This window comes from Heliophilum fasciatum (genome assembly GCF_004341395.1).
In the GTDB taxonomy this organism is placed as follows: domain Bacteria; phylum Bacillota; class Desulfitobacteriia; order Heliobacteriales; family Heliobacteriaceae; genus Heliophilum; species Heliophilum fasciatum.
Genome location: NZ_SLXT01000011.1, coordinates 81,707 through 103,061 on the forward strand (window position 1 = coordinate 81,707; position 21,355 = coordinate 103,061).

General features: G+C 48.8%; 13 protein-coding genes and 8 tRNA genes. 9 read left to right on the forward strand and 12 right to left on the reverse strand.

Translation table 11 applies throughout. The features are described from left to right. Nucleotides 1-10: 10 nt before the first annotated feature. From EDD73_RS07735 to EDD73_RS07750, 4 genes are all read left to right on the forward strand, one after another. Nucleotides 11-814, forward strand: coding sequence for a pyruvate, water dikinase regulatory protein (locus tag EDD73_RS07735; protein WP_131919210.1), 804 nt, complete (start codon nt 11-13; stop codon nt 812-814). Beyond that, nucleotides 807-3,494 (forward strand): pyruvate, phosphate dikinase, encoded by a 2,688-nt coding sequence (ppdK, locus tag EDD73_RS07740; protein ID WP_131919211.1) that lies wholly within the window; start codon nt 807-809, stop codon nt 3,492-3,494. The genes EDD73_RS07735 and ppdK overlap by 8 nt, the downstream gene beginning before the upstream one ends. A gap of 356 nt (nt 3,495-3,850) precedes the next feature. Beyond that, entirely contained in the window at nt 3,851-4,633 is a 783-nt protein-coding gene (locus tag EDD73_RS07745; protein WP_207668837.1) for a CheR family methyltransferase, read from the forward strand. A gap of 22 nt (nt 4,634-4,655) precedes the next feature. Then, nucleotides 4,656-5,177 (forward strand): gamma carbonic anhydrase family protein, encoded by a 522-nt coding sequence (locus EDD73_RS07750; RefSeq protein WP_131919212.1) that lies wholly within the window; start codon nt 4,656-4,658, stop codon nt 5,175-5,177. Between the two features lie 12 nt (nt 5,178-5,189). Here the strand turns inward: EDD73_RS07750 and EDD73_RS07755 are convergent, their stop codons facing one another. Beyond that, nucleotides 5,190-5,669 (reverse strand): 3D domain-containing protein, encoded by a 480-nt coding sequence (locus EDD73_RS07755; RefSeq protein ID WP_131919213.1) that lies wholly within the window; start codon nt 5,667-5,669, stop codon nt 5,190-5,192. Between the two features lie 154 nt (nt 5,670-5,823). Between EDD73_RS07755 and EDD73_RS07760 the strand changes: the two genes are divergently transcribed. Together EDD73_RS07760 and EDD73_RS07765 are read left to right on the forward strand one after the other, a co-directional pair. Further along, complete coding sequence (locus EDD73_RS07760; RefSeq protein ID WP_131919214.1) at nt 5,824-8,037, forward strand: cell division protein FtsA; 2,214 nt, start codon at nt 5,824-5,826, stop codon at nt 8,035-8,037. Between the two features lie 216 nt (nt 8,038-8,253). Beyond that, nucleotides 8,254-8,763, forward strand: coding sequence for a hypothetical protein (locus EDD73_RS07765; protein ID WP_131919215.1), 510 nt, complete (start codon nt 8,254-8,256; stop codon nt 8,761-8,763). A 364-nt stretch (nt 8,764-9,127) separates the two neighbouring features. Here EDD73_RS07765 and EDD73_RS07770 read toward each other — a convergent pair. Further along, nucleotides 9,128-9,204: transfer RNA gene (locus EDD73_RS07770), tRNA-Val, on the reverse strand. 5 nt (nt 9,205-9,209) lie between these two features. Beyond that, nucleotides 9,210-9,287: transfer RNA gene (locus tag EDD73_RS07775), tRNA-Met, on the reverse strand. Nucleotides 9,288-9,460: 173 nt separating this feature from the next. On the opposite strand from EDD73_RS07775, the gene EDD73_RS07780 reads away from it, so the two are divergent. Continuing rightward, nucleotides 9,461-9,814: a hypothetical protein gene (locus EDD73_RS07780; protein WP_131919216.1), complete on the forward strand. Its 354-nt coding sequence runs from the start codon at nt 9,461-9,463 to the stop codon at nt 9,812-9,814. Nucleotides 9,815-9,972: 158 nt separating this feature from the next. Here the strand turns inward: EDD73_RS07780 and EDD73_RS07785 are convergent. The 8 genes from EDD73_RS07785 to EDD73_RS07820 form a co-directional block, all read right to left on the reverse strand. Continuing rightward, nucleotides 9,973-10,055, reverse strand: a tRNA-Leu gene (locus tag EDD73_RS07785). Nucleotides 10,056-10,058: 3 nt separating this feature from the next. Next, nucleotides 10,059-10,134 (reverse strand) — tRNA-Thr (locus tag EDD73_RS07790). Nucleotides 10,135-10,151: 17 nt separating this feature from the next. Next, nucleotides 10,152-10,225 (reverse strand) — tRNA-Gly (locus EDD73_RS07795). An 8-nt stretch (nt 10,226-10,233) separates the two neighbouring features. Beyond that, nucleotides 10,234-10,308: transfer RNA gene (locus EDD73_RS07800), tRNA-Gly, on the reverse strand. A 7-nt stretch (nt 10,309-10,315) separates the two neighbouring features. Beyond that, a tRNA-Leu gene (locus EDD73_RS07805) sits at nt 10,316-10,402 on the reverse strand. A 4-nt stretch (nt 10,403-10,406) separates the two neighbouring features. Next, nucleotides 10,407-10,483 (reverse strand) — tRNA-Val (locus EDD73_RS07810). 269 nt (nt 10,484-10,752) lie between these two features. Further along, complete coding sequence (locus EDD73_RS07815; protein ID WP_131919217.1) at nt 10,753-11,061, reverse strand: zinc-ribbon domain containing protein; 309 nt, start codon at nt 11,059-11,061, stop codon at nt 10,753-10,755. 296 nt (nt 11,062-11,357) lie between these two features. Next, nucleotides 11,358-13,472 (reverse strand): family 2 glycosyl transferase, encoded by a 2,115-nt coding sequence (locus EDD73_RS07820; RefSeq protein WP_131919218.1) that lies wholly within the window; start codon nt 13,470-13,472, stop codon nt 11,358-11,360. A 277-nt stretch (nt 13,473-13,749) separates the two neighbouring features. Here EDD73_RS07820 and EDD73_RS07825 point away from each other — a divergent pair, with 277 nt between their 5' ends. Both EDD73_RS07825 and EDD73_RS07830 read left to right on the forward strand, forming a co-directional pair. Then, nucleotides 13,750-15,930, forward strand: a complete 2,181-nt coding sequence (locus EDD73_RS07825; RefSeq protein ID WP_131919219.1) for a diguanylate cyclase — start codon at nt 13,750-13,752, stop codon at nt 15,928-15,930. Then, nucleotides 15,930-20,063: a glycosyltransferase gene (locus EDD73_RS07830; protein WP_131919220.1), complete on the forward strand. Its 4,134-nt coding sequence runs from the start codon at nt 15,930-15,932 to the stop codon at nt 20,061-20,063. The genes EDD73_RS07825 and EDD73_RS07830 overlap by 1 nt, the downstream gene beginning before the upstream one ends. Nucleotides 20,064-20,369: 306 nt before the next feature. Here the strand turns inward: EDD73_RS07830 and EDD73_RS07835 are convergent, their stop codons facing one another. Next, entirely contained in the window at nt 20,370-21,200 is an 831-nt protein-coding gene (locus EDD73_RS07835; RefSeq protein ID WP_131919221.1) for a methyl-accepting chemotaxis protein, read from the reverse strand. Nucleotides 21,201-21,355 lie beyond the last annotated feature (155 nt).

Consider the following 21,355-nt stretch of genomic DNA (forward strand, 5'->3'; position numbering starts at 1 on the left):
GCTCCGACCGATTGTCTATGTGGTTTCCGACTCCATCGGCGAAACAGCCGAATTTGTAGCACGTGCGGCTGCCAGTCAATTTGACGGCAATGGCGTGGAGATCAAGCGGGTTCCCTATGTGTCTGAAGAACAGCAATTGGTCAATATTGTCGAGGAAGCAAGTGAGAAAACAGCCGTCATCGCCCATACCTTAGTTGTCAATGAATTACGGGAGGCACTGATGCGGTTGGCTCGCGAAAAAGCGATCCCCACAGTGGATATTCTCGGTCCGATGATTCAAGGGATCGAGCTTGTGACCCTACGTGAACCTGTACGCAAGCCCGGTCTGCTCCACCAACTCGACGAGCAGTATTTCCGTAAGGTCGAAGCGATCGAATTTGCTGTTAAGTATGATGATGGAAAAGATCCCCGCGGAATTTTGCATGGCGATGTGGTGCTTGTTGGCATCTCGCGCACATCCAAAACACCGGTTTGCATGTATTTGGCCCACAAGCGGATCAAGGCATCGAATGTTCCCTTGGTACCGGAAGTACCGCCACCGGAAGAATTATTTCAACTGCCACGCCGTAAGATCATTGGTCTTACGATTTCGCCACGCATACTCAATGGAATCCGCAGTGAGCGCTTAAAGACACTGGGCCTGGTAGGCACTGCTGATTATGCCAGCATGGAGCGAATTCTCCGTGAACTGGATTATGCCGAATCGATCATGCGCCGTCTTGGCTGCCCGATTATCGATGTCAGTAACAAAGCTGTAGAAGAAACTGCAGCAAAAGTATTAGAGATATATTTCAGGGGGGAACGGAATGTCTAAAAAATGGGTGTATCTGTTCAGAGAAGGTAACGCCGAAATGAAATCGCTGCTGGGCGGCAAAGGGGCCAACCTCGCGGAAATGACCAATATTGGTTTACCTGTACCGCCGGGGCTCACGATTACGACGGAAGCTTGTAATGCCTACTATGCATGCAATTTGCAGTATCCCGAAGGCATGATGGAGCAAGTCAAAGCAGCCCTTGCCGACGTCGAGCAAGCTTGCGGTAAACAATTCGGCGACAAAGAGAATCCGTTGCTCGTTTCCGTTCGTTCCGGTGCGGTTTTCTCTATGCCTGGTATGATGGATACAATCCTGAACTTGGGCCTCAATGATGAAACGGTCCAAGGTTTGATCAAAGCGACGGGCAATGAACGTTTTGCCCTTGATTGCTATCGTCGTTTTATCCAAATGTACTCCGATGTTGTGCTTGGTGCTTCCCATGCGGAGTTTGAGCGGATTCTGGAAGAATGCCGGGAAAAACAAGGTGTTCATTTCGACAATGAATTGACGCCGGCGTCCCTGCAAGAGCTGATCGCCGCCTACAAAGAAATGGTCCAGCGCACGACCGGTCAAATGTTCCCGCAAGATCCGATGGATCAACTGGAAGGCGCCATCCTGGCTGTCTTCAAATCCTGGAACAATGATCGCGCCAATATCTATCGCGAACTGCATAAGATCCCCCATGACCTGGGCACGGCCGTTAACGTTCAGACGATGGTCTTTGGTAACATGGGTAACGATTGCGGTACCGGTGTTGCCTTTACCCGTAACCCGTCGACGGGCGAAAAGAAGCTTTACGGTGAATACTTAATCAACGCGCAAGGGGAAGATGTCGTTGCCGGCATCCGTACCCCGCAACATATCTCCAAACTGGCCGAAGAAATGCCTGTTGTATTCGAACAGTTCACCAATATCTGCGCTCTCTTGGAAAAACATTACCGGAACATGCAAGATATCGAATTCACCATTGAACGTGGCAAGCTTTACATGCTGCAAACGCGGAACGGTAAACGGACCGCTGCTGCTGCCGTCAAGTGCGCCGTTGACATGGTGGAAGAAGGACTGATCACTAAGTCGGAAGCGATCATGCGTGTGGAACCGGAGCATCTTGATCAACTGCTGCATCGCCGCATTGATCCCAGCGCCAAGCTGAAAGTCATTGCTACCGGCCTGCCCGCTTCGCCTGGCGCCGCTTCCGGTACGGTGGTCTTTGATGCGGACGAAGCCGATCGTCAAAACAAAGCCGGCAACAAAATTATCTTGGTGCGTACCGAAACCACTCCCGATGACATTCATGGTATCATTGCCGCGCAAGGTGTATTGACCAGCCGTGGCGGTATGACGTCCCACGCTGCTGTTGTGGCCCGTCAAATGGGCAAACCTTGTGTCTGCGGCTGTGAAGCGCTGCGCATCGATTATGCCAAAGAAGAGTTCGCTGCCCTGACCACAAGTGGCGAATTGATCGTCGTTAAAGCCGGCGATTTGGTCTCTATTGACGGTGCAACCGGTCGCGTCATCGACGGTGAAGTACCCATGCTTGAGCCGGAATTAACGAATGAATTCCAGAATTTACTTACTTGGGCCGATGAATTCCGGACGATCGGCGTACGCGCTAATGCCGATAAACCATCGGAAGCGGAACAAGCACGCGCCTTTGGTGCTGCCGGGATTGGCCTGACCCGTACCGAACATATGTTTATGGCCCAAGAACGGTTGCCTATCGTTCAAGAAATGATCTTGGCTCAATCGGTGGAAGAACGGGAAGTGGCTTTGGCCAAACTGCTGCCGATGCAACAAGAAGACTTCTATGGCATCCTCAAAGCGATGGCCGGGTTCCCTGTTTGTATCCGCTTGCTCGATCCGCCGCTTCATGAATTCTTGCCGAACCAAGAAGATTTACTCGTTGAAGTGACGAAACTGCGTTGCCAGTTGACCACTTGTGCCGATAGCGAAAAAGATGCGATTTGGGCAACTTTATGTGAAAACGAAGAAATGCTGAAAAAAGTGCGCAACCTCCATGAGTTCAACCCCATGCTGGGCCATCGTGGTTGCCGCTTAGGGATCACCTATCCGGAAATCTACCGGATGCAAGCTCGGGCGATTTTCCAAGCTGTGGCTCAATTGACCCAAGAAGGCTATCAAGTGGAGCCCGAAGTGGAAATTCCTTTGGTCGTTCATGTGAACGAACTGGCAGAACTTCGTCGCTTGGTCGATGCTACGGCTGCAGCAGTTATGGAAGAAACTGGCGTTAAATTCCACTATGCTGTAGGAACAATGATCGAAGTACCGCGCGCTGCGCTGACGGCCGATCAAATCGCGAAAGAAGCACAATTCTTCTCTTTTGGTACCAATGACCTTACGCAGACCAGCTTTGGTTTATCCCGTGATGATGCTGAAGGCAAGTTCCTGGGCTTCTACACGGAAAACAAAATCATCAAAGAAAATCCCTTTATTGTACTTGACCGGGAAGGCGTCGGCCAGTTGATGCAGATGGCTTGTGCCAAGGGCCGCAGCACCCGTCCCGACATCTTGTTGGGCATCTGTGGTGAACATGGCGGGGAGCCGTCGTCGATTGAGTTCTGCCACCTCATTGGTTTGAACTTTGTCTCCTGCTCGCCCTTCCGTGTGCCCATTGCCCGTTTGGCCGCAGCACAAGCGGCGATCCGTAACGCCAAATAAAAACCGAATCGATCGAATCTGTATGGAGGGGTGAAAACCCCTCTTTTTTGCTTATGACTTTGGCTTGGCGGGGCAAACTGTAGCTATGAAAAAATTAATTGATGAGTTAACCGCCATGACTGATGATCCTTTTCAAATGGAAATTCCGGGCGAGCGAACCCCTCTTGTTCAACAAAAAATCAGGAATGAGGAGGTAAATCAGAGAATCTTCGACATTAAGAAAAGAGAGGAGATGTAAGCAGGATTCTTTTTGCCTTCTCGCGAATGTAATTTAGACGCGAATGTAATGTAGAATGGATCGAGCTCACCAACAAGGACGGTGATGCGTAGATACCGGGTTGCAAGGAGGCGATAGCATGATGATCGAAGACGAATATGAAGTTTTTATTCGTAAAGTACACGCAAAAAGCGGACTGGATCTATCAAACTATAAACGCCCGCAAATGGAGCGGCGGATACGGACGCTAATGCGTTCCTACGGTGTTCAAGATTTGCTCAGTTATTTTGCGTTACTTGATCGGGATGCTGAAAAATATCGCAAATTCCTCGATCATTTGACGATTAACGTGTCGGAGTTTTTACGTAACCCCGGTCAATGGGATGTGTTGCGTAATCAGATTTTACCGACTTTGCTCCGAGAAAATTCGCAACTGAAGGTCTGGTCGGCCGGTTGCTCCACTGGCGAAGAGCCCTATAGCTTGGCCCTTACGATGATGGACATGCGTCTTGATTTGCGCCATAAAGTGCTTGCCAGTGATATTGATCCAGAAGTGTTGCGCAAAGCTCAAATTGCTCAATATACCGGTAAATCCTTAGCTAACGTACCACCGACGCTGGTCAATCGTTATTTCAACAAACAAGAAGGCGATGTATACCAGGTCAAAGATGAAGTGAAGCAAAATATTCGTTTTCAGCAGCATAATTTGCTTAAAGATCCCTTTGAAAACACTTTTGATTTGATTTTATGTCGAAATGTTGTTATTTATTTTACGGAAGAAACAAAAAGCCTGCTGTATCGACGCTTTCATCAAGCATTGCGCAAAGGGGGAATTTTATTTACCGGTTCTACAGAGCAAATTTTTCAAGCTAAAGAAATCGGTTTTACTACATCAGCGACGTTTTTCTATCAAAAGATGTAAATTTGTTTTCGGAGGCTGAAGCATGGCTGTTTATCCGCTTGGGGAGCACGTGCCACAAATTGATCCGGATACATATATCGCCCCTTCTGCGCTGGTGGCCGGTCAGGTCACCATTGCCCAAGGGGCGAGTGTTTGGTTTAATGTGGTGATGCGTGCTGATTGCGGTGTGCCGATCATCATCGGCCGAGGAAGCAATGTACAAGACAACAGTGTTCTTCATACCGACTATGTTACCCCGTTGAGTGTGGGGGACATGGTCACCATTGGACATGCCGTTGTCTTGCACAGTTGTTCCGTCGGTGACGGATGTTTGATCGGCATTGGAGCAATTATCCTTGATAACGCTGTAATCGGAGAGCATTCTGTTGTCGGCGCCCATAGTCTTGTGCCGCCGGGCAAGGTCTTTCCGCCCTACAGTTTGATCATGGGTAATCCGGCAAAGGTAGTGCGCACGTTATCGCCGGAGGAAGCACAGCGTTATGGTGCCACTGCCGAGCGCTATATAGCGAAATGGAAAGCTTATTATAAAGGTCATATTGAATAATTGTCATTTCCTTCACCGGGCCCAGACAAGCCGGTCTTCCGGTGGAGAACTGTTTTTCCAAGCCGGTTGAACTGCCGGCGGACTCAACAGATAAACCCGGAGTGATTGACGACCAAAATCGAGAGCCAATTGGTGGTCCGGGAGAAAAAAGTCCATACGACGGCCTTTGATTTTTCCGCCGATATCTTGTGCTTCGAATACGCGGCCCAAACTAGGTACGTAGATCTTGCTTCCCAACGGAATCACATCAGGGTCAACGGCGACGGTATACCACGGCGTAGCTTGCACACCTGTCTTCGTTATTCCGTCCGTTTTGCCGCAGCAAAGAACGCAGGCGTCATAAGCGGTGGCACTGATATCCAGTGGTGCAGAGATGCGGTAACCGAGCATGACGTGTTCGGTCATGGATGGATTCGGTGCTGCCATTGTCCCGCTTGCCGGAAACAAAATCGCGCTCACGGTGATCAAAAGCGGCAACCACCAACGGTACATAATGAATGACCATCTCCTTTATGGAATGTTGCAAGCTTAGTGTGCCCCAAGGCAGTGGGGATTATGTTTTCGTTGCCATTAAGTATCATTTTGGGTGACTACTACCAGAAGTAAGGCTGCAAATGGCAAATAAGAAGTGGGGGTTTATTGAAACATGGATGTTACTGCACGGGATGATCAAAACGGATTAATTTTTGCATTGGATATTGGAACACGGAGCGTCGTCGGTATCGTGGCCCGGCAAGCTGGGGACAAGCTGGAAGTCCTGCATACGGCCCAGGAAGAACACCGCCAGCGGGCGATGCTGGACGGACAAATTCATGACGTTAATCAAGTCGCCGAAGTGGTCCAAAATATCAAGGCCAAGCTGGAAAGTGAACTGGGTCAACCGTTAAAACGGGCCTCCATTGCTGCCGCCGGTCGTTCCTTATTGACGATGCGTGGACGTGCCACACGGCAATCGCCCGTTTACCGGGAGTTTTCCAAAGACGATGTACTGGCCATGGAATTGTCAGCCGTACAAAATGCGCAACAACAATTAAAAGGTAGCGAAGGGGAGTCCATTCGCCACTATCTTTGTGTAGGCTATAGTGTGGTCCAGTACTTCCTGGAAGGCACACCGATCGGTAACTTAGACGGTCACCGTGGCTTGCAAGGTGAAGTGGAAATTATCGGCACCTTCTTGCCCCGTATGATCGTTGATTCGCTCATGTCCGTGCTTAATCGCATCGGCCTGGAAATGGAAAGCTTAACCTTGGAACCGATTGCGGCGATCCAAGTGGTGATTCCGCCTAATATGCGCCAGTTGAACTTGGCCCTCGTCGATATCGGCGCCGGTACATCCGACATTGCCTTAACCGCGAATGGGATGATCATTGCTTATGCGATGGCGCCGATAGCCGGCGATGAAATGACCGAACAACTTTGCCAAAAATATCTCCTCGGTTTTGATGAAGGTGAGAAACTGAAACGGGAGATTCAGGCGTTGATGCCTGAGCGAAATGCGATCTGGCAAGGTGAGCCCCTGCCGGAATGTACGTTGCCGGTCTGTGATGTGATTGGCTTTGAACAGGAAGTACCTTTCAAGGACCTGTTGGAAACGATGATGCCCGGTGTGCAACAGTTATCGCAGCAAATTACAGAACGGATTGTGGAATTAAACGGCAAAGCGCCGCAGGCTGTGATCTTAGTCGGTGGCGGAGCGTTGACACCGATGCTGGCTGATCAGGTAGCAGAAGATCTTTCCTTGGCGAAAGAGCGCGTCGGTGTTCGCGGCCGCGAAAGTTTAAAAGGCCTGACGGGCAAACTTGATCAGATGATGGGTCCGGAATTTGTCACGCCTGTTGGTATTGCTGCTTCTTCGATTGCGCGCCAAACCTTGGGCTATTATGAAGTGATGGTCAACGGTGAAAAGGTTCGCATGTTTAACGCGCACCAGGGTACCGTTGGTGATGCCCTGTTGACGGCCGGTGTTAGCTTGAAAAATGTTCATGGATTACCGGGATTGGCGATGACGATTGAAGTCAATGGTCAATTGCGGATTCTTCCGGGAACGATGGGTGAACCGGCGGTCATTAAAGTCAACGGTGTGGAGCAAAAATTGGACACGATGGTGGCACCAGGTGATGTGATCGAGTATGTTGATGCGCGACCCGGTAAAAATGGCGGCGGTGTCGTCGGGGACATTTTCCCCACGCTGGCGCCGATGAACCTGGTGGTTAATGGACAACCGATTTGCTTGCAGCCTACGGTCCTACTCAATGGTGAGTTGGCTGAGGCGAGAACCCCCTTGATCGACGGAGCCCGCTTAGTTTACCGGCCCATCGCTACGATTGCCGATGTGCTCGATCTTACCGGTGATTTAGTGTCTTTGCAGGAATCAACTTCGATTCGTTATATTTTCAACGGTGAAGAAAAAATCGTAACGATTACGGAACCGGAAATCTTACTTAATGATCTGCCGGCCAGTTTGATGAATGCCATTCATGATGGCGATACATTGGTAGTGCGCATGGGTGAGCCGATCAAAGTGCGTGTGTCTGATGTGGTCGATGAATCGCAGTGGCAAAGCCGCCCCTTAGAGGTAACGGTGAATGACACGCTTTGGACCTTTGAAGGGCCCAAGAAGGTGCTCTTGCTCAACGGCAAACCAACTCACGGCGATGAAATCATTAAAAACGGTGATCGCCTCGATGTGGAAGCGGGCCGCTCTGTTGATCTGATTATGTCGGAACTGTTGATGCGCATCGGCTTTGATCCGACGCCGCCTCCCGGCATGAGCCGCCTGGAAGCTACGGTTAGCGGCTTGCCTGCGGATTATGCCACGCCGATTCCCAACCGTGGTATCGTCGAAGTAAAATGGCGCTAGATTTCTGAAGAAGGTTCTATCGCCAGGAATAACAACTTATATAAAAACTTATTATTAAACTTGTTTATTATAAAAAAAGGATCGAGAAAGAAATTTCTCGGTCCTTTTTTTATGAGTTTAACCGCTTTCAGCTTTGGCAATATTACAATTATAGCCTGTAAGCAGTAACTGCTGAACAGGTGAGGATACCTGTAAAGCCAAAGGAGAGACTATTTTATGATCCCCAATCGTTTTCTTGCTTTAATGGCCTTGCTTTTGCTGACCGGAGCATTAGTGAGTGAAGGTCAATGGGCAAGATTATTGCTAGTTTGGGCAACAATGGTTTTCACAGCAGCATTGGCGGTGACCGTTGCCAATGTGCTTAAGCAACAGGAGATAGCTAGGGCAGAAGCGGCCAAGGAGGCGCTAGTCAAGGCAGAAATGGCAATCGATAAGCCTGAATCGACAGATAATGTATCGACACAGAAGCCTACAGCAGAGAAGACTACAGCAATTACGGAGACCCAAGAGAAGATTGCCGCCGAGCGCAATGAAGCGGCGATGGCCCAGCGCAAGCAACAAAAGAAGTTACTTTCTGGTTTGCTGGGCGTGAGTGTATTTTTGATTGGTTTTGGTTGGTGGTGGGATCTGTTGCCGTACTATGGCAGTATAGCGCTGTTGAATCTTATTGCAGCCGGATGGCTATGGTGGACACAACTCAAAGGCGCCCCGCAGTCAGCGTCCTGATCATCGTAAAAACACCGTAATAAATACAAAAAGCAGTCATTGAGGATAATGACTGCTTTTTTATATTCGATGAACTAGCGAATGCCTGAGGAACTAGCTAATACCGAAAAACCATTGAAGAAAGACATAGAAGAGCCACGTAAGCAACGCAGCCACTGCCAGAGAGATAATATGTTGAATCGGTCCTTGTTTAAAGAAATTCAAATTCATGGTTTGGGCGGACTCCTTTCACCGTAGTGTCTTCTAGTATAAGCTAGTTTTATCGTCTTTTCAAACTGTTCAGGATGCAAAGAACGATTGTTCTAGGATGGGTTAAAATATAAAAGGCTTTTTGCCGAAACAAAAAGCCTAAACTATCTTTATATGGTGGGCGATAACGGAATCGAACCGCTGACCTCTTGCATGTCAAGCAAGCGCTCTAACCATCTGAGCTAATCGCCCTTAATTGGTAGCGGTGGTGGGATTCGAACCTACGACACTACGGGTATGAACCGTATGCTCTAGACCAACTGAGCTACACCGCCACAACAAACTGCGAAATTTATTGTAATGGAAAAAGGTTATGGAGTCAAGAACTATTTTTTCTATTTTTCGATACCTTCGATGCTATGGAGCAGGAAGACATCGGGAATTTGTCGAATAACATCTATTCGAAGAGAAATAGCTTCAAATCGTTCAGAAGGCGAGGGAAGATCGGTTGGAGAATTGGGCATTACAACCGGGAGAGCATCCGTACCGAATTATGCTAACCCATCCGGGACAAGATCCGGTGGCAGGGCAAAATAACAAAGGTGAATTGCAGGCTGTTCGTTTTTATACGAAGCAAAACAATCGTGGTGCCATTGATTGTTTATTGATCTACGAATATGCTGATCGCCAAGCGGTGCGGCAAGCAAAAGACTTTCCGCCCGATCAGTTTGAATATTTTTTTGAAGGTGTATGCACCCGTTGTCCCTTGACATATGAAGTCATTGATGGATTTACGCAAGAAGCGCAAGCACTGGCCCTATGGCAGGAATTCACGGCCCCGGAAGTAAAAGCTGCCGTCTAACTTCTATTGGGGTGGCCGTCTAACTTCATCGGGTTGATGGAAGCTTAGCATAATAAAAAGCTTACTGTAGAAACATGACGATGTTTCTGCAGTAAGCTTTTTTTTACATACGGCGGGAAATAAAAAAACTCAGCACTTTGCTGAGTTTACTACTCTTATGGTGCGAGAGGGGGGACTCGAACCCCCACGGTCGCCCACACGCCCCTCAAACGTGCGCGTCTGCCAGTTCCGCCACTCTCGCATCTGGAGCCACTGACCGGGATTGAACCGGTGACCTTATCCTTACCAAGGATACGCTCTACCTACTGAGCTACAGCGGCATGATCAGTTAACTGTTTGGAGCGGGTGATGGGAATCGAACCCACGCATCCAGCTTGGGAAGCTAGTGTTCTACCATTAAACTACACCCGCGAAAGAAATGGAGCGGGAAACGAGATTCGAACTCGCGACCCTCGCCTTGGCAAGGCGATGCTCTACCGCTGAGCTATTCCCGCAAATAAGTGGTGCCGAAGGCCGGGGTCGAACCGGCACGGGCTCACGCCCACAGGTTTTTGAGACCAGCGCGTCTGCCAATTCCGCCACTTCGGCACGATGGTGGGCGATGACGGGATCGAACCGCCGACCTCATGCATGTGAGGCATGCGCTCTAACCAGCTGAGCTAATCGCCCGATATTGATGGTCGGTGCAAGAAGGCTTAAATTCTCAACCCTTCTGTCCCGAACAAGAAGCATTCTATCACAAGATTTCGTTCGCTGTCAACACTAAAAATTAAAATTCCTTAACCAGACTTATACTTTGGGATAATCGAATGGAAAGGCACTGTCAAAGGTGACGGAAACAATGGCTTTAATTTTGCTTTCCTGGTTTAATTTTTGAATTCGGACGGGATAAATAAAAAAGCCCGCCGATGATGGCGGGCTTTTTGCAAGCTGATAGATTACCAGCGATTGTTGCGAGGTTGGGGTTGGAAGCAGTCGCGGCAATAAACGGGCTTGTCGCCACGCGGTTGGAAAGGAACCGTGGTTTCTTTACCGCAAGCAGAGCAGGTGACCGGGTACATTTCCCGTTCTTGACGATAGCCGCCACGATTGTTGTTGTTATTTTGAGCTTTCCGTGCTGCACGGCACTGGGGGCAACGGCCGGGTTCGTTGGTGAAACCTTTTTCAGCGTAGAACTCTTGTTCTGAAGCAGTAAACTCAAACTCGCAGCCACATTCTTTACAGGTTAATACTTTGTCTTGAAACATAAAAAAACCTCCTCTAATATTGCCCTGTCTAGGGATATTCGTTAAGTCTCCCTAGCCGTAGGCAATCGAGAAGAGTTAGCGTTTAACCAATTCAGGACTTATAAGCACATTATACGCGATCAAGGAAACTTTGGCAAGAGAATTCGCGGTTCAAATTCGTTTGACAAAAAAATCTCCGGGTAGACTTTGAGCAAGCGTTGGCAGAAGGCGTACATGCCATGCACATACAAGAACCCCGCTGTAGCCCGCCGAGGGCATAAAGCGGGGTTCTCTTTTTATCTGGAGAGAAATCCAACTCACGTAACCGACCCAAAAGCATTCTGAATGATCGGATAGGAAGCTTTCAACCGTTCATGGTACGTCGGCATTGTCCAGGTCGGCCAACTGTAGTTTTGCATTTGAATCGGTCCGGTAGGCACCACGCCGCTTTTGAGAATCGCGGCCCCCAGTGCCACCCCGTCCGTCTTCTCCGCTTTAAACCCTTGGTTTTTGTAGATATCCCCCATGACCGAACGGGTGGAAGGATCCATCACATTGAGTAATTGCCAGGGAATACGGATCTCCACTTGGCTGCCGCTGATTGCATAGTCCGTCAGCGAGTTGTAGAGAAGATGAGCCGGATTGGCGTTTCCCCGGACGAGTTTACCCGTCTCGAATTTATCCATGGGAAGTTGTTTCTTGTCTTCCGGCAAGTAAAGTGAGCGATTGAGGCAAAGGTATATGGGGTTGAAGGAGCCGCTGTTTTTTATCAAATTCTTTGGTTCTGGCGGAAGCTGCTTTAACCGTTCACCGTATAAGAAGTAAAACAAGTCATAGTAACCGTCGACAAGGATGCGAGCTTCTTGCGGACCGATGGTGATCAAGAAATCAGCCGCTCGTCCGAATTGCCAGTTCCGTCCGGAATCGGTCAAGTTACCTTGTCCGGTGATCGTATCGACCGGAATGACCACTGTGTCTGTTTGCGGATTATAGTTGCTGCCGTTGACCATCAGGTATAGGTATTTCTCGTCGGCTTTGGCGTAAAGCGTAGCCTGACTGTTGGTGATCACCGGCGTCGTACCGGACCATTCGGTTGTATCACCGTCCACGTAGCAAACGCTTTTTTCTTTGCCGGGATCGAAGGCGAGGATGCCAAAGGCTTGTTCGTTCGTTTGCGCGTTGGACCAGAAAGGCCGTTGATGGGCCAGATCAAAATCCATCGTGTTCCAAGTGCGCTTAAACCATTCATCTTGCCAGGCAAAGATCAAAGCGCCGGCGTACCCTTGTCCGTAGATGTCGCGGAACATCTTTGCATTGATCAGGCCTTGCGCTTGCTCACTAAGGTTGCCTTGATTGAAGTTCATGATATTGCGGTGAGCGATGCCCCGGGAAGCGGGAACACCGAATTCAGCGACGACAAGCGGTACGGTATGTTGCTTGTACAAGTCGCGCAAATAGGCTTGATAGGAATTCACTTTGCCGGTCTCATCTTTGTAATTGATGTATTCTTTTTGATAGTTAAGAAAATCGGGATAGTAAGGATAGACGTGATACGCTGCAAACAACCCAGGGACAAAGTTGCTCCGCGATTTGATCGTCTCTGTGTTGACGGATACCAAGTCTTCTTTCTCCAGCGGTTCGTTGGGATGCTTGAGGGGGTCGGTCGTTAACCAGTTAATGAAGCTTACAGGCCGTTGCATTTGATAACGCGATGTTTCATAACGGATTACGCGGTCGCCCACTTCGGCGAGAAAGGTTTCGAAGGCAGTCGCTCCCTGGGTGTACAGGAATTCTCCCTGGTAGCTGTTGCGGCCGGGATTGTTTTTCTGGGTCGTCTGTACAAAGTCCGGATCCCATTCAACGCCAAGGATCCAGCCGATCACATAGGGGGAGATGTCGCTTTTGTATTCGCCGCTGGCGAAGCCGGGCCGAGGTGGTAATGTGGCACGACCATGGATGATGTCGACTAGGTCGCAAGCGTCTTTGATGAAATCGTTTTTGCCTTTGCCTTGGTCGGCAAAGGCATCGTGAGTACGGGCGATGTCATCTTCATTGAGCCAGACGCCGTGCATCAGGTAGAGCGGTTGAGCCGATTGTTGATTGAATTCATAGAGTGCGTCGTAGAAATCCGGTCGCATGGTCGTATAGACACGAATGACATTGGCGTTCATGGCGCTGATCTGCTGGAACCAGCGCAAGTATTCCGCTTTGGTGATCGCCAGTTCGCCGGGAAAGGTACCGGGCTTTGCCGCGCCGATATTCACACCTTTCAAAAAGGTTTTTTGCCAAGTGTCTTTTTGCGGAAGATAAAAGAAGCGTCCCATGGTTTTCGCCGGGTAGTGTACCTCCGTTGCGGACCAGGCGGCTGTGCTGCTCATGCTGAGAAAGCAGAAACAAAGCATGATGAGCCAACTAATGTTTCTTTTAATCATTACAACACCTCACCAATTGATTTTGTATAGTAATCAATAATGCAATTATCCTGGATTTTCTGACAATATGCAAGGTAGCTGTAAATTTGCAGTTTGCTTTTTCTTTGAAGAACGTAACATTAAAAGTTATCATCAAGCAATAATTGGGCCTGTTGTGTTTTGCAAATTTGGACAAGATATAGAAGGAAAATGGGGGTAATCAAAGAATGTACTAAGGTAAGGTATTATTTACTAATTACTTCATCACTTGAAGACGAGCAAGGAGAACAGTACGTGCATGGAGGCTTCCCAAATTGCCGGTTTGCAACCGGATACAAAAAGTATCTATATTGAACTATGCAATCGGATATTAGAGCATTATTATGTAACTTTTGAGCCGGAAGAAGTGCGGCAAATTTTTGACGGCACTGATATTGTGCTTGATCGGGAGACTGGGCGGATCTGTGGTGGCAGTTCAGCGGACTGGCAACTTTGGAATCGCTTCTTTCAATTCATATTTGCCTTCAAAGGTATAAGCTGGTTGGTGATGATGGAACCGTTGGTGCGGGAGATGGCGGAGGAAAATCGAATCGAACTGCCCTACATCTACCAGTCTGTTTTTTTGCGTCTGCACGAAGAAAAAAGCATCCTCCAGAGGGAAAATCAGCAGTTAAAACAAACAATTGCGCAACTGCAAGATCATTATCAACAAACAGCCGATGCCGCCACTATCTGTCCGTTGACTCATCTTCACAATGAAAGCTTTTTTATGCAATTTTTGCTGAAGACCGTTCCGGAACACTTGAGCGATGACACCTTTCATTTGTTGATCATAGATATGGATAATATGCCGCGGATTAATATGAACTATGGTAAAGATGTAGGCGATGAGACATTACGCAATTTAGCCTATCTGATTAATGAGATGAAGCAGGACAACCACGTGCTTTTTCGCCTGGAAGGGCCGAAATTTGCCTATTGCATTCTGAACGAGACTTTTGGAGAAGCGCTGGCGATGGCGGAACGCATTCGCTATCAAGTGGAAAAGTCGGCTCTTTTTGTGGAGTCGGTGACGGTCTCGATTGGAGCTGTCGCCTTGTATGAGATCGGCCAAGAAGAAGCGGCTCCAGAACGCCTTGTACCGTTGCTGGTGAATATCGGCAAATTACGTGTGCGCTTGGCGAAAAACGAAGGGATGAACACGGTCTGTCATCGCTCCATGGTCACGGAATACGAGGAGCGTGTCGGCAAGGTGCTAATTGCCGATGCCGATCCTTTACATCGAGAGATTCTTCAGACGGCATTAGAACCGCTGCGGGTTCACCTGCTGCTTTGTCAAGACGGAGAAAGGGCCATGCAGATGATCGAAAGCGAACAGCCCGATGTGGTGCTTACGGAGATTCTGCTGCCGAAAGTCGATGGCTTTATGTTGCGGGAGAAGATGATGCACTCCTCTAATTTGCGTCAGATCCCCTTTATCATCATCTCCTTACAAAAGACGGAACAAAGTATTGAGCGGGCCTATGCGCTGCAAGTCACTCATTATTTTAAAAAGCCCTATATCATGGCGGAAGTGCTGGGCGCAGTTCGTAATTTGTTGCGTGTCCGTGACCGGGAAGTGGTCGAGTCACGGCTGGAACAAGTGCTAACGGGGCCCCGTGCCGAGCAGCCGGCGGCGGGATCGGAACAGGAAGAACCGGCCGCGATCGCTGCTCCTCGCCGTGCGGGGCGGGAGGCTGAACTTCGTTCGCACCTGAGACGAACTTCTTTACGGCTGGTCGGCGGTGCCTCGTCAGCTAAATCGAAAAACGACGCGCCCCGGCACCTACCGAAACGTTTTCGCAGCACCGTCAGCCGCACTTCAATGTTTGCTTCTGCTGCTTTACCTGATCAGGAATGGTCAGTTCCAGTATTCTACAAGGAGGTAGAACACTTTATGAAGCCGGAAGAATTAGAAGCGTATCTGAATGAAAAAGCATTGCAAAAAACTTTTCATGGCTATGAACCGGCCCAAGTCCGGGAAATGTTTCATGTGGTGACACAACTGTATCGTGATCTCTATACCCGGCAGTCCCAGTTGCTTCAAGAATTGGGTAACTATCGATGGAAAGAGGAGTTCATCCAAGCAGCACTTGTTCGTGCGGAGCAAACGGCTGCTGATATCGAAAAAGAAGCTAAATCTAAGGCACGGTTAATTCGCGCTACGGCCGATGCCGAAGCGGCAGCCCTGCGGAAAGAAGCGCAGAAGCAATTGTACACTGCCGAGAAGGCGATTGAGCAGCATCGTCTTCGATTTGAACAACAGATGGCCGAGTGGGAGCAGAAAATCCGCGCTTTCAGTGAAGGGGCCCGGCAGCGGATGCTAGCGCAGATTCGCTTGGCCGAAGCGGAAATCTTACAAGAAGCCGGACGCATGCTGGATGCCATTGAGGTCGAGTCGTTCATGCCTGGTTATCAGGATCGTGAGGAGAGTGCTTGATGATTGCAGGGCAGGGGTGGCTATGGACGGTTATCGCCGGTTTACTTGCTGCCAATACGGTAATGATCCTCTGGCTGATCGGACAGTATTGGTGGAATCGACGGCAACAAAAAGTGGCTCGGCAGGTTGAGCATTTTCTCGCCCATCAAGCGGAACAAGCATCCCCTGCGGAGCTGGACTGCTTTTTTCGGCGTTATCGTCGGACGATGATGCGTTATGTTGTAGCCTTCTGTCAGAATATCTCTGTTCATGATCATCGGGCACAGCGTTTGTTTCAGCAGTTAGCCCGTCTGGGCATGGATCGCTATTATATTAAACGGTTGGATTCTGCCTGGCGAAGTCGCCGAATGGAAGCCGCCGTAATGCTCGGTCTCTTTCCGTCGTCAGCAGTACGCGAAGCCCTAGAACAAGCGATCCGCCAGGAACGGGATCTGGTTGTGCGCCTCTATCTGGCGGTCGCGCTGTCAGAGATAGCCGATCGTTGTTCCTTGCCGGTATTGCTCGATACGCTGGTTGGTGCGCCGGCTTGGTATCGGGAGAAGGTGCAGGCGTTGCTCCATGACTTTGGCCAAGGGATCGTTGATTATTTTCCCCAGTGGGTGTTGCGTCCGGAAAAAGAAGTTCAGTTGGCGTTGGTTGATGTGGCGGCTGCCTATGCGACGGAAGAACTAAAGCGGTATTTATTATGGCAAAGTCGCTCGCCCTTGCCGGCCGTGGCCCATGCGGCCGTGCGCAGCATGCGCCACCATTATGCGCAGGAACTAGCAGCGCCCTTTTATTTGCAGCACGATGATCCGGTGATTCGCCAAGTAGCGATTGAAGCGCTGGCCCAGCTACCGTCACGGGCAACCGTCGAAATATTGATTGAGATCTTGCGCGATCGATCAATGAAGCCCACGACGGTCTATGCGCTTTCGACGATCTTACGGAAACGGCCGCGCTACATAGCGATGGTCGTTGAGCGATTTCAGAACGAAAACAATCCGGACATTAAAAACGGGTTGGCCGCTACCTTAGGGAACCGCATCGAATATTTTTTGGCCAAGCTCTTATCGTCGGAAAAAGCCGCGATGAAGGCGCTGCTCTATGAGATCATCAGTCTCGGGAAGATCAACAGCATCATCGGTTTTTTGAATAAAAATAAAAATATAGAAATTGAGGATGAACTGCTGCCGATTATTGGGCGGGTCATCGCCGAGAATGAGGAAGTACATAAAGAATTTTGCACTTATCTAAATGAACGGATCCTCCGTAAGCTGGGGCAAGCCAAGCTGGCAATACCGCGCGGTGCCCGAGAAGAGCCGAAAACGGAAGGGAAAATTCGCTTTCTTTATTTGATTTTGGCTTTGATTGTGATCTTTTTTCCTTCATTTCACGTGCTGCGTCATGGGGAGATGGTCGGGAATGCTTCATGGATGGAACATCTCTTTACCTATGTGATCGATTACAATTATTTCTTGATTTACTATACGTTCACGATCAATACCATCTATCTGCTGTTGCTGATTTTTTCGGTGCTGGGTGTGATGCAGCAAAACCGCCGTTGGCAGATCAAACGTTTTCCGACTTTGTTTCGTGACCGTATGCTGCCGTCGGTTTCGATCATTGCCCCTGCCTATAACGAAGAAGCGACGGTGGTGGAAAGTGTCAATTCACTGTTGAATCTTAACTATCCCGATTATGAATTGATCGTGGTCAATGACGGCTCCACCGATCAGACGCTGAACACGTTGATCCGGTATTTTTCTTTGGAGAAAGTTGATCGTATCACGGAGCAGCGGCTGCAGACAATGCCGGTGCGGGGCATCTATATGAATGAGTCCTTACCGAAATTATTGGTGATTGATAAGATTAACGGCGGTAAGGCGGACTCGTTGAATACGGGCATTAATTACGGAACGCGGGAATTTTTCTGCGGAATCGATGCTGATTCGTTGCTGGAGACCGATGCGCTTTTGCGGATCGCTTCGCTGACGATGGACGAGGCGAAGGAAACGATCGCGGCCGGTGGCAATATTTTTCCGATCAACGGTTGTACGGTGGAACGGGGGATGATCACGGCAACCCATATCCCTAAGGGGGAGATCGCCCGTATGCAGACGATCGAATACTTGCGTGCCTTTATCGTTGGACGGGTCGGCTGGGCTTTTATGCAATCGCTGCTGATCGTCTCGGGGGCATTTGGTCTGTTTAACCGTGAGCGGGTCATTGAAATTGGCGGCTATATGACGGCGAAAGAGCGTTTTCGCAAGGATACGGTCGGCGAGGATATGGAGATCGTCGTTCGTCTTAATCGGCACATGCGCGAGAAAAAACTGCCCCACGCTACGCTGTTTGCGTACAATGCCAATTGTTGGACGGAAGTGCCCGATTCACTGCGTATACTGGGACGGCAGCGTGATCGCTGGCAACGGGGCTTAATCGAAATTATGGCGCATCATAAGCGCTTGATTTTTAACCCGGTCTACGGGCGCATCGGCTTGATCGCCTTTCCCTATTTTTTATTTTTTGAGATGATTGGTCCGATTGTAGAGTTTCAGGGATATATCATGGTGCTTTTGGCCTTTTTGTTTGGGTTGCTTGATCTGTCTACGGCGGCACTGCTGTTTCTAGCAACCGTTTGCTATGGTATTTTGATCTCGATTGCTTCTCTGCTAGCTGCGGAAAGGCAAGTAAGCCATTTTTCCACCGGCGAACTGATCACGTTGATTGGTTACTCGTTGTTGGAAAACCTCGGTTATCGCCAGTTAATGAGTTATTATCGGGTGGCGGGTTTTTTCAGTTCCCTGCGGCGCACCGGCAGTTGGGGGAAGATGGAGCGCAAAGGGTTCGTTTCCTCGTTGACTGGTTCGCCAGCCATAGCCAAGCCAGCCATAGCCAAGCCGGACATACTGAAGCCGGCTGCACCGAAGCCGGATATACTACTGGAGTCGGCCGTAACGAATCCAGATACACTGAAGCCGGCCGCCCCGCCCTCGGCGGGGCCAAGTCGCTTAGAACGCTGGCGGCCGGTGTTGGCGGTGTTATTAATCATCGGGTTGCTGCTTTCACCGATCTATCTTTGGTGGAAGGAACCGATTCGTGCGACGGAGGCGTGGATCGTTGATTACACGGTGCCGAATCCGGAGCGGCGGGAGCATCTTGGCTTGGTATGGGTGATGAATCATTATAAATTTTTTCATCCCAATGGGCGGGCCTATATGCCGGAGCAGGATTACTATGGCTTTTTTCCGAAGACTGATGGTACCTTTTTTACCCGGCTGTTGCCGGAAGATGATCGGATTCCTGATATGCTTTATTTAGCCGATGCCTATGGTGTTTATTCGGACGATTTTTTGCTGACTAATCGTGCCGGTACGCGATCGGAATTGTTTTTCGGCGGCCTTCGTGAGGAAGACGAAAAGATCGTCCGGGCGAAGATGGAGCAGGGGACAACGGTAATTGCGGAGTTTAACACCCTGGCCTTGCCGACGGCCGGTGGCGTTCGGTCGCGGATGGAGCAACATTTGGGGATTCATCGCCAAGGTTGGATAGGGCGTTTTTTCCTTGATTTGTCCCGTGATGTGGAAGTACCGGTCTGGTTAGTGCAGAATTATGAAGCCCAATACAATTTGCCTTGGGATTTTCACGGTCCGGGATTTGCCTTTGTATCCGATACGGATCAGGTGCTTGTCCTTCGTAAGGGGATCGATACAGGCAAGCACGATTTGACCTTTCAATTCAGCGCTGAGCCGGGGCAGGAATTCGGCATTACCGAATCGATCCCGTATTATTACTGGTTTGAATGGATTGAACCTGCCGATCAGGCGGAAGTGCTTGCCGAGTATCATCTGGATGTGACGGAAGAAGGGTTGGTAGCGTTGCAACGGATGGGGTTGAAGCCGGATTTCCCGGCGATCATCCGGTATCAATCCGGATATAATCAAAATTACTATTTTGCCGGTGATTTTGCCGACAGCAGTCAAGTACCGCGATGGTGGCAGTATCAAGGTTTTGCTCAAGTGCGTAAGTTTTTCAGTGTGGACAAAAAAGGTGAAGGCGATGCCTTTTTCTGGCGCTGTTATGTACCGATGATGCATAAAATTCTCAACGATCAGTGGGCAAACAAACGAACGCACCTACCCGGCTATTGATCTTCACGTTGGTTTTCACGCTCCAAAACAGCCGGCTGCGATTTCATTTGTGTAACGATCACGGCCGTAAACATGAGCACACAGCCGATCAATTCTCTTGTGCCCATCGATTCTTCCAGCTACAGCGCACTGCTGACCACTGCAATTGAGTTGAAAAAATTCACAAAAACGCAAAAAGACCAGGACGTTCATCCTGGTCTTCGTTTTTACTCGATATTCAACTGTTTTGAAAACCCCGTAGGCGGCAGATTAGGCATTACTGTTGCCCCTTGCAGTATTATCCGTCCTCAATAGCACATTTTAGTTCTAAAGTTTGCTAGCCATTCTCTCCAGAATTTGCGATGTTGTACTTAATTGTTGTATGGATGCAGTTATTTCCTCTAAAGCACTTGCTTGCTCTTGCACTGTTTGATTACCTTTTTCGATATTAACAGCAATATTATTTACATGCATTTGTATATTTTTTAATGTATCTTCGATCTGCTTAATACTCTCATTACTGGATGAGGACAACTTTCTAATTTCTTCCGCTACTATCCCAAACCCTTTTCCATGTACACCTGCTCTAGCAGACTCTATCGCGGCATTCAAACCGAGTAAATTGGTCTTAACAGCTATCTTACGAATAAAAGAAATAACTTTATCCGTGTTTTTAGTAGCAGATTCAGTAATTCTTACTTCTTCCAACACATGATTATTACTTTCAGCAGTCTCTTGTACACCAGTATTAATATAAGAGATAGCCTCAGTTATTTGATCTAAAGAGACAGCTAAAGTTTGCGCTATTTCCAATAATTCGACTTGGTGTTTAATGCTTTTTCCGATGCCTATACCACCGATAACTTCACCTAACTCGTTTTTCACAGGTATCCCAACCGCTTTGAAAGGGATACCAAATATTTCCTTGGAAAGAACCATGCTTACTGGCTTTCCTAGTTTCATAGCCTCATAGATAGCATCTCCTTTTGGAAGAATATCTCCGGCTTTAATATTTGGCCGTAGATTTTGGCTTGGTGTGAATTTCAAAAACTTTTCTGTATCTGTGATGGCAAACATTATTTCATCTTCAAAAAAATGTGGTAAGAGATGAGAAACAGTATCAAAGGCATGAAGTATCTTGTTTTCGCTCAGTTCCATAACTTCCCCCCTAGATTTGAATATTTCGCTCTTGGAGAGCCAGTATGTCGGCAAAATAGAGCCATGTTCACGGAAAAATAGAGCCACCTTCACGGCGTAGAGATCCACCTGTTTTTTCACTCTATAATGGATTTATGCACATCCATATGTGTAAA

Bases quoted from the DNA above. Each gene is read 5' to 3' on its own strand.
- ppdK (WP_131919211.1), top strand. From the start codon at position 807: ATGTCTAAAAAATGGGTGTATCTGTTCAGAGAAGGTAACGCCGAAATG.
- EDD73_RS07745 (WP_207668837.1), top strand. From the start codon at position 3,851: ATGATGATCGAAGACGAATATGAAGTTTTTATTCGTAAAGTACACGCA.
- EDD73_RS07750 (WP_131919212.1), top strand. From the start codon at position 4,656: ATGGCTGTTTATCCGCTTGGGGAGCACGTGCCACAAATTGATCCGGAT.
- EDD73_RS07755 (WP_131919213.1), bottom strand. From the start codon at position 5,669: ATGTACCGTTGGTGGTTGCCGCTTTTGATCACCGTGAGCGCGATTTTG.
- EDD73_RS07760 (WP_131919214.1), top strand. From the start codon at position 5,824: ATGGATGTTACTGCACGGGATGATCAAAACGGATTAATTTTTGCATTG.
- EDD73_RS07765 (WP_131919215.1), top strand. From the start codon at position 8,254: ATGATCCCCAATCGTTTTCTTGCTTTAATGGCCTTGCTTTTGCTGACC.
- EDD73_RS07815 (WP_131919217.1), bottom strand. From the start codon at position 11,061: ATGTTTCAAGACAAAGTATTAACCTGTAAAGAATGTGGCTGCGAGTTT.
- EDD73_RS07820 (WP_131919218.1), bottom strand. From the start codon at position 13,472: ATGATTAAAAGAAACATTAGTTGGCTCATCATGCTTTGTTTCTGCTTT.
- EDD73_RS07825 (WP_131919219.1), top strand. From the start codon at position 13,750: ATGGAGGCTTCCCAAATTGCCGGTTTGCAACCGGATACAAAAAGTATC.
- EDD73_RS07830 (WP_131919220.1), top strand. From the start codon at position 15,930: ATGATTGCAGGGCAGGGGTGGCTATGGACGGTTATCGCCGGTTTACTT.
- EDD73_RS07835 (WP_131919221.1), bottom strand. From the start codon at position 21,200: ATGGAACTGAGCGAAAACAAGATACTTCATGCCTTTGATACTGTTTCT.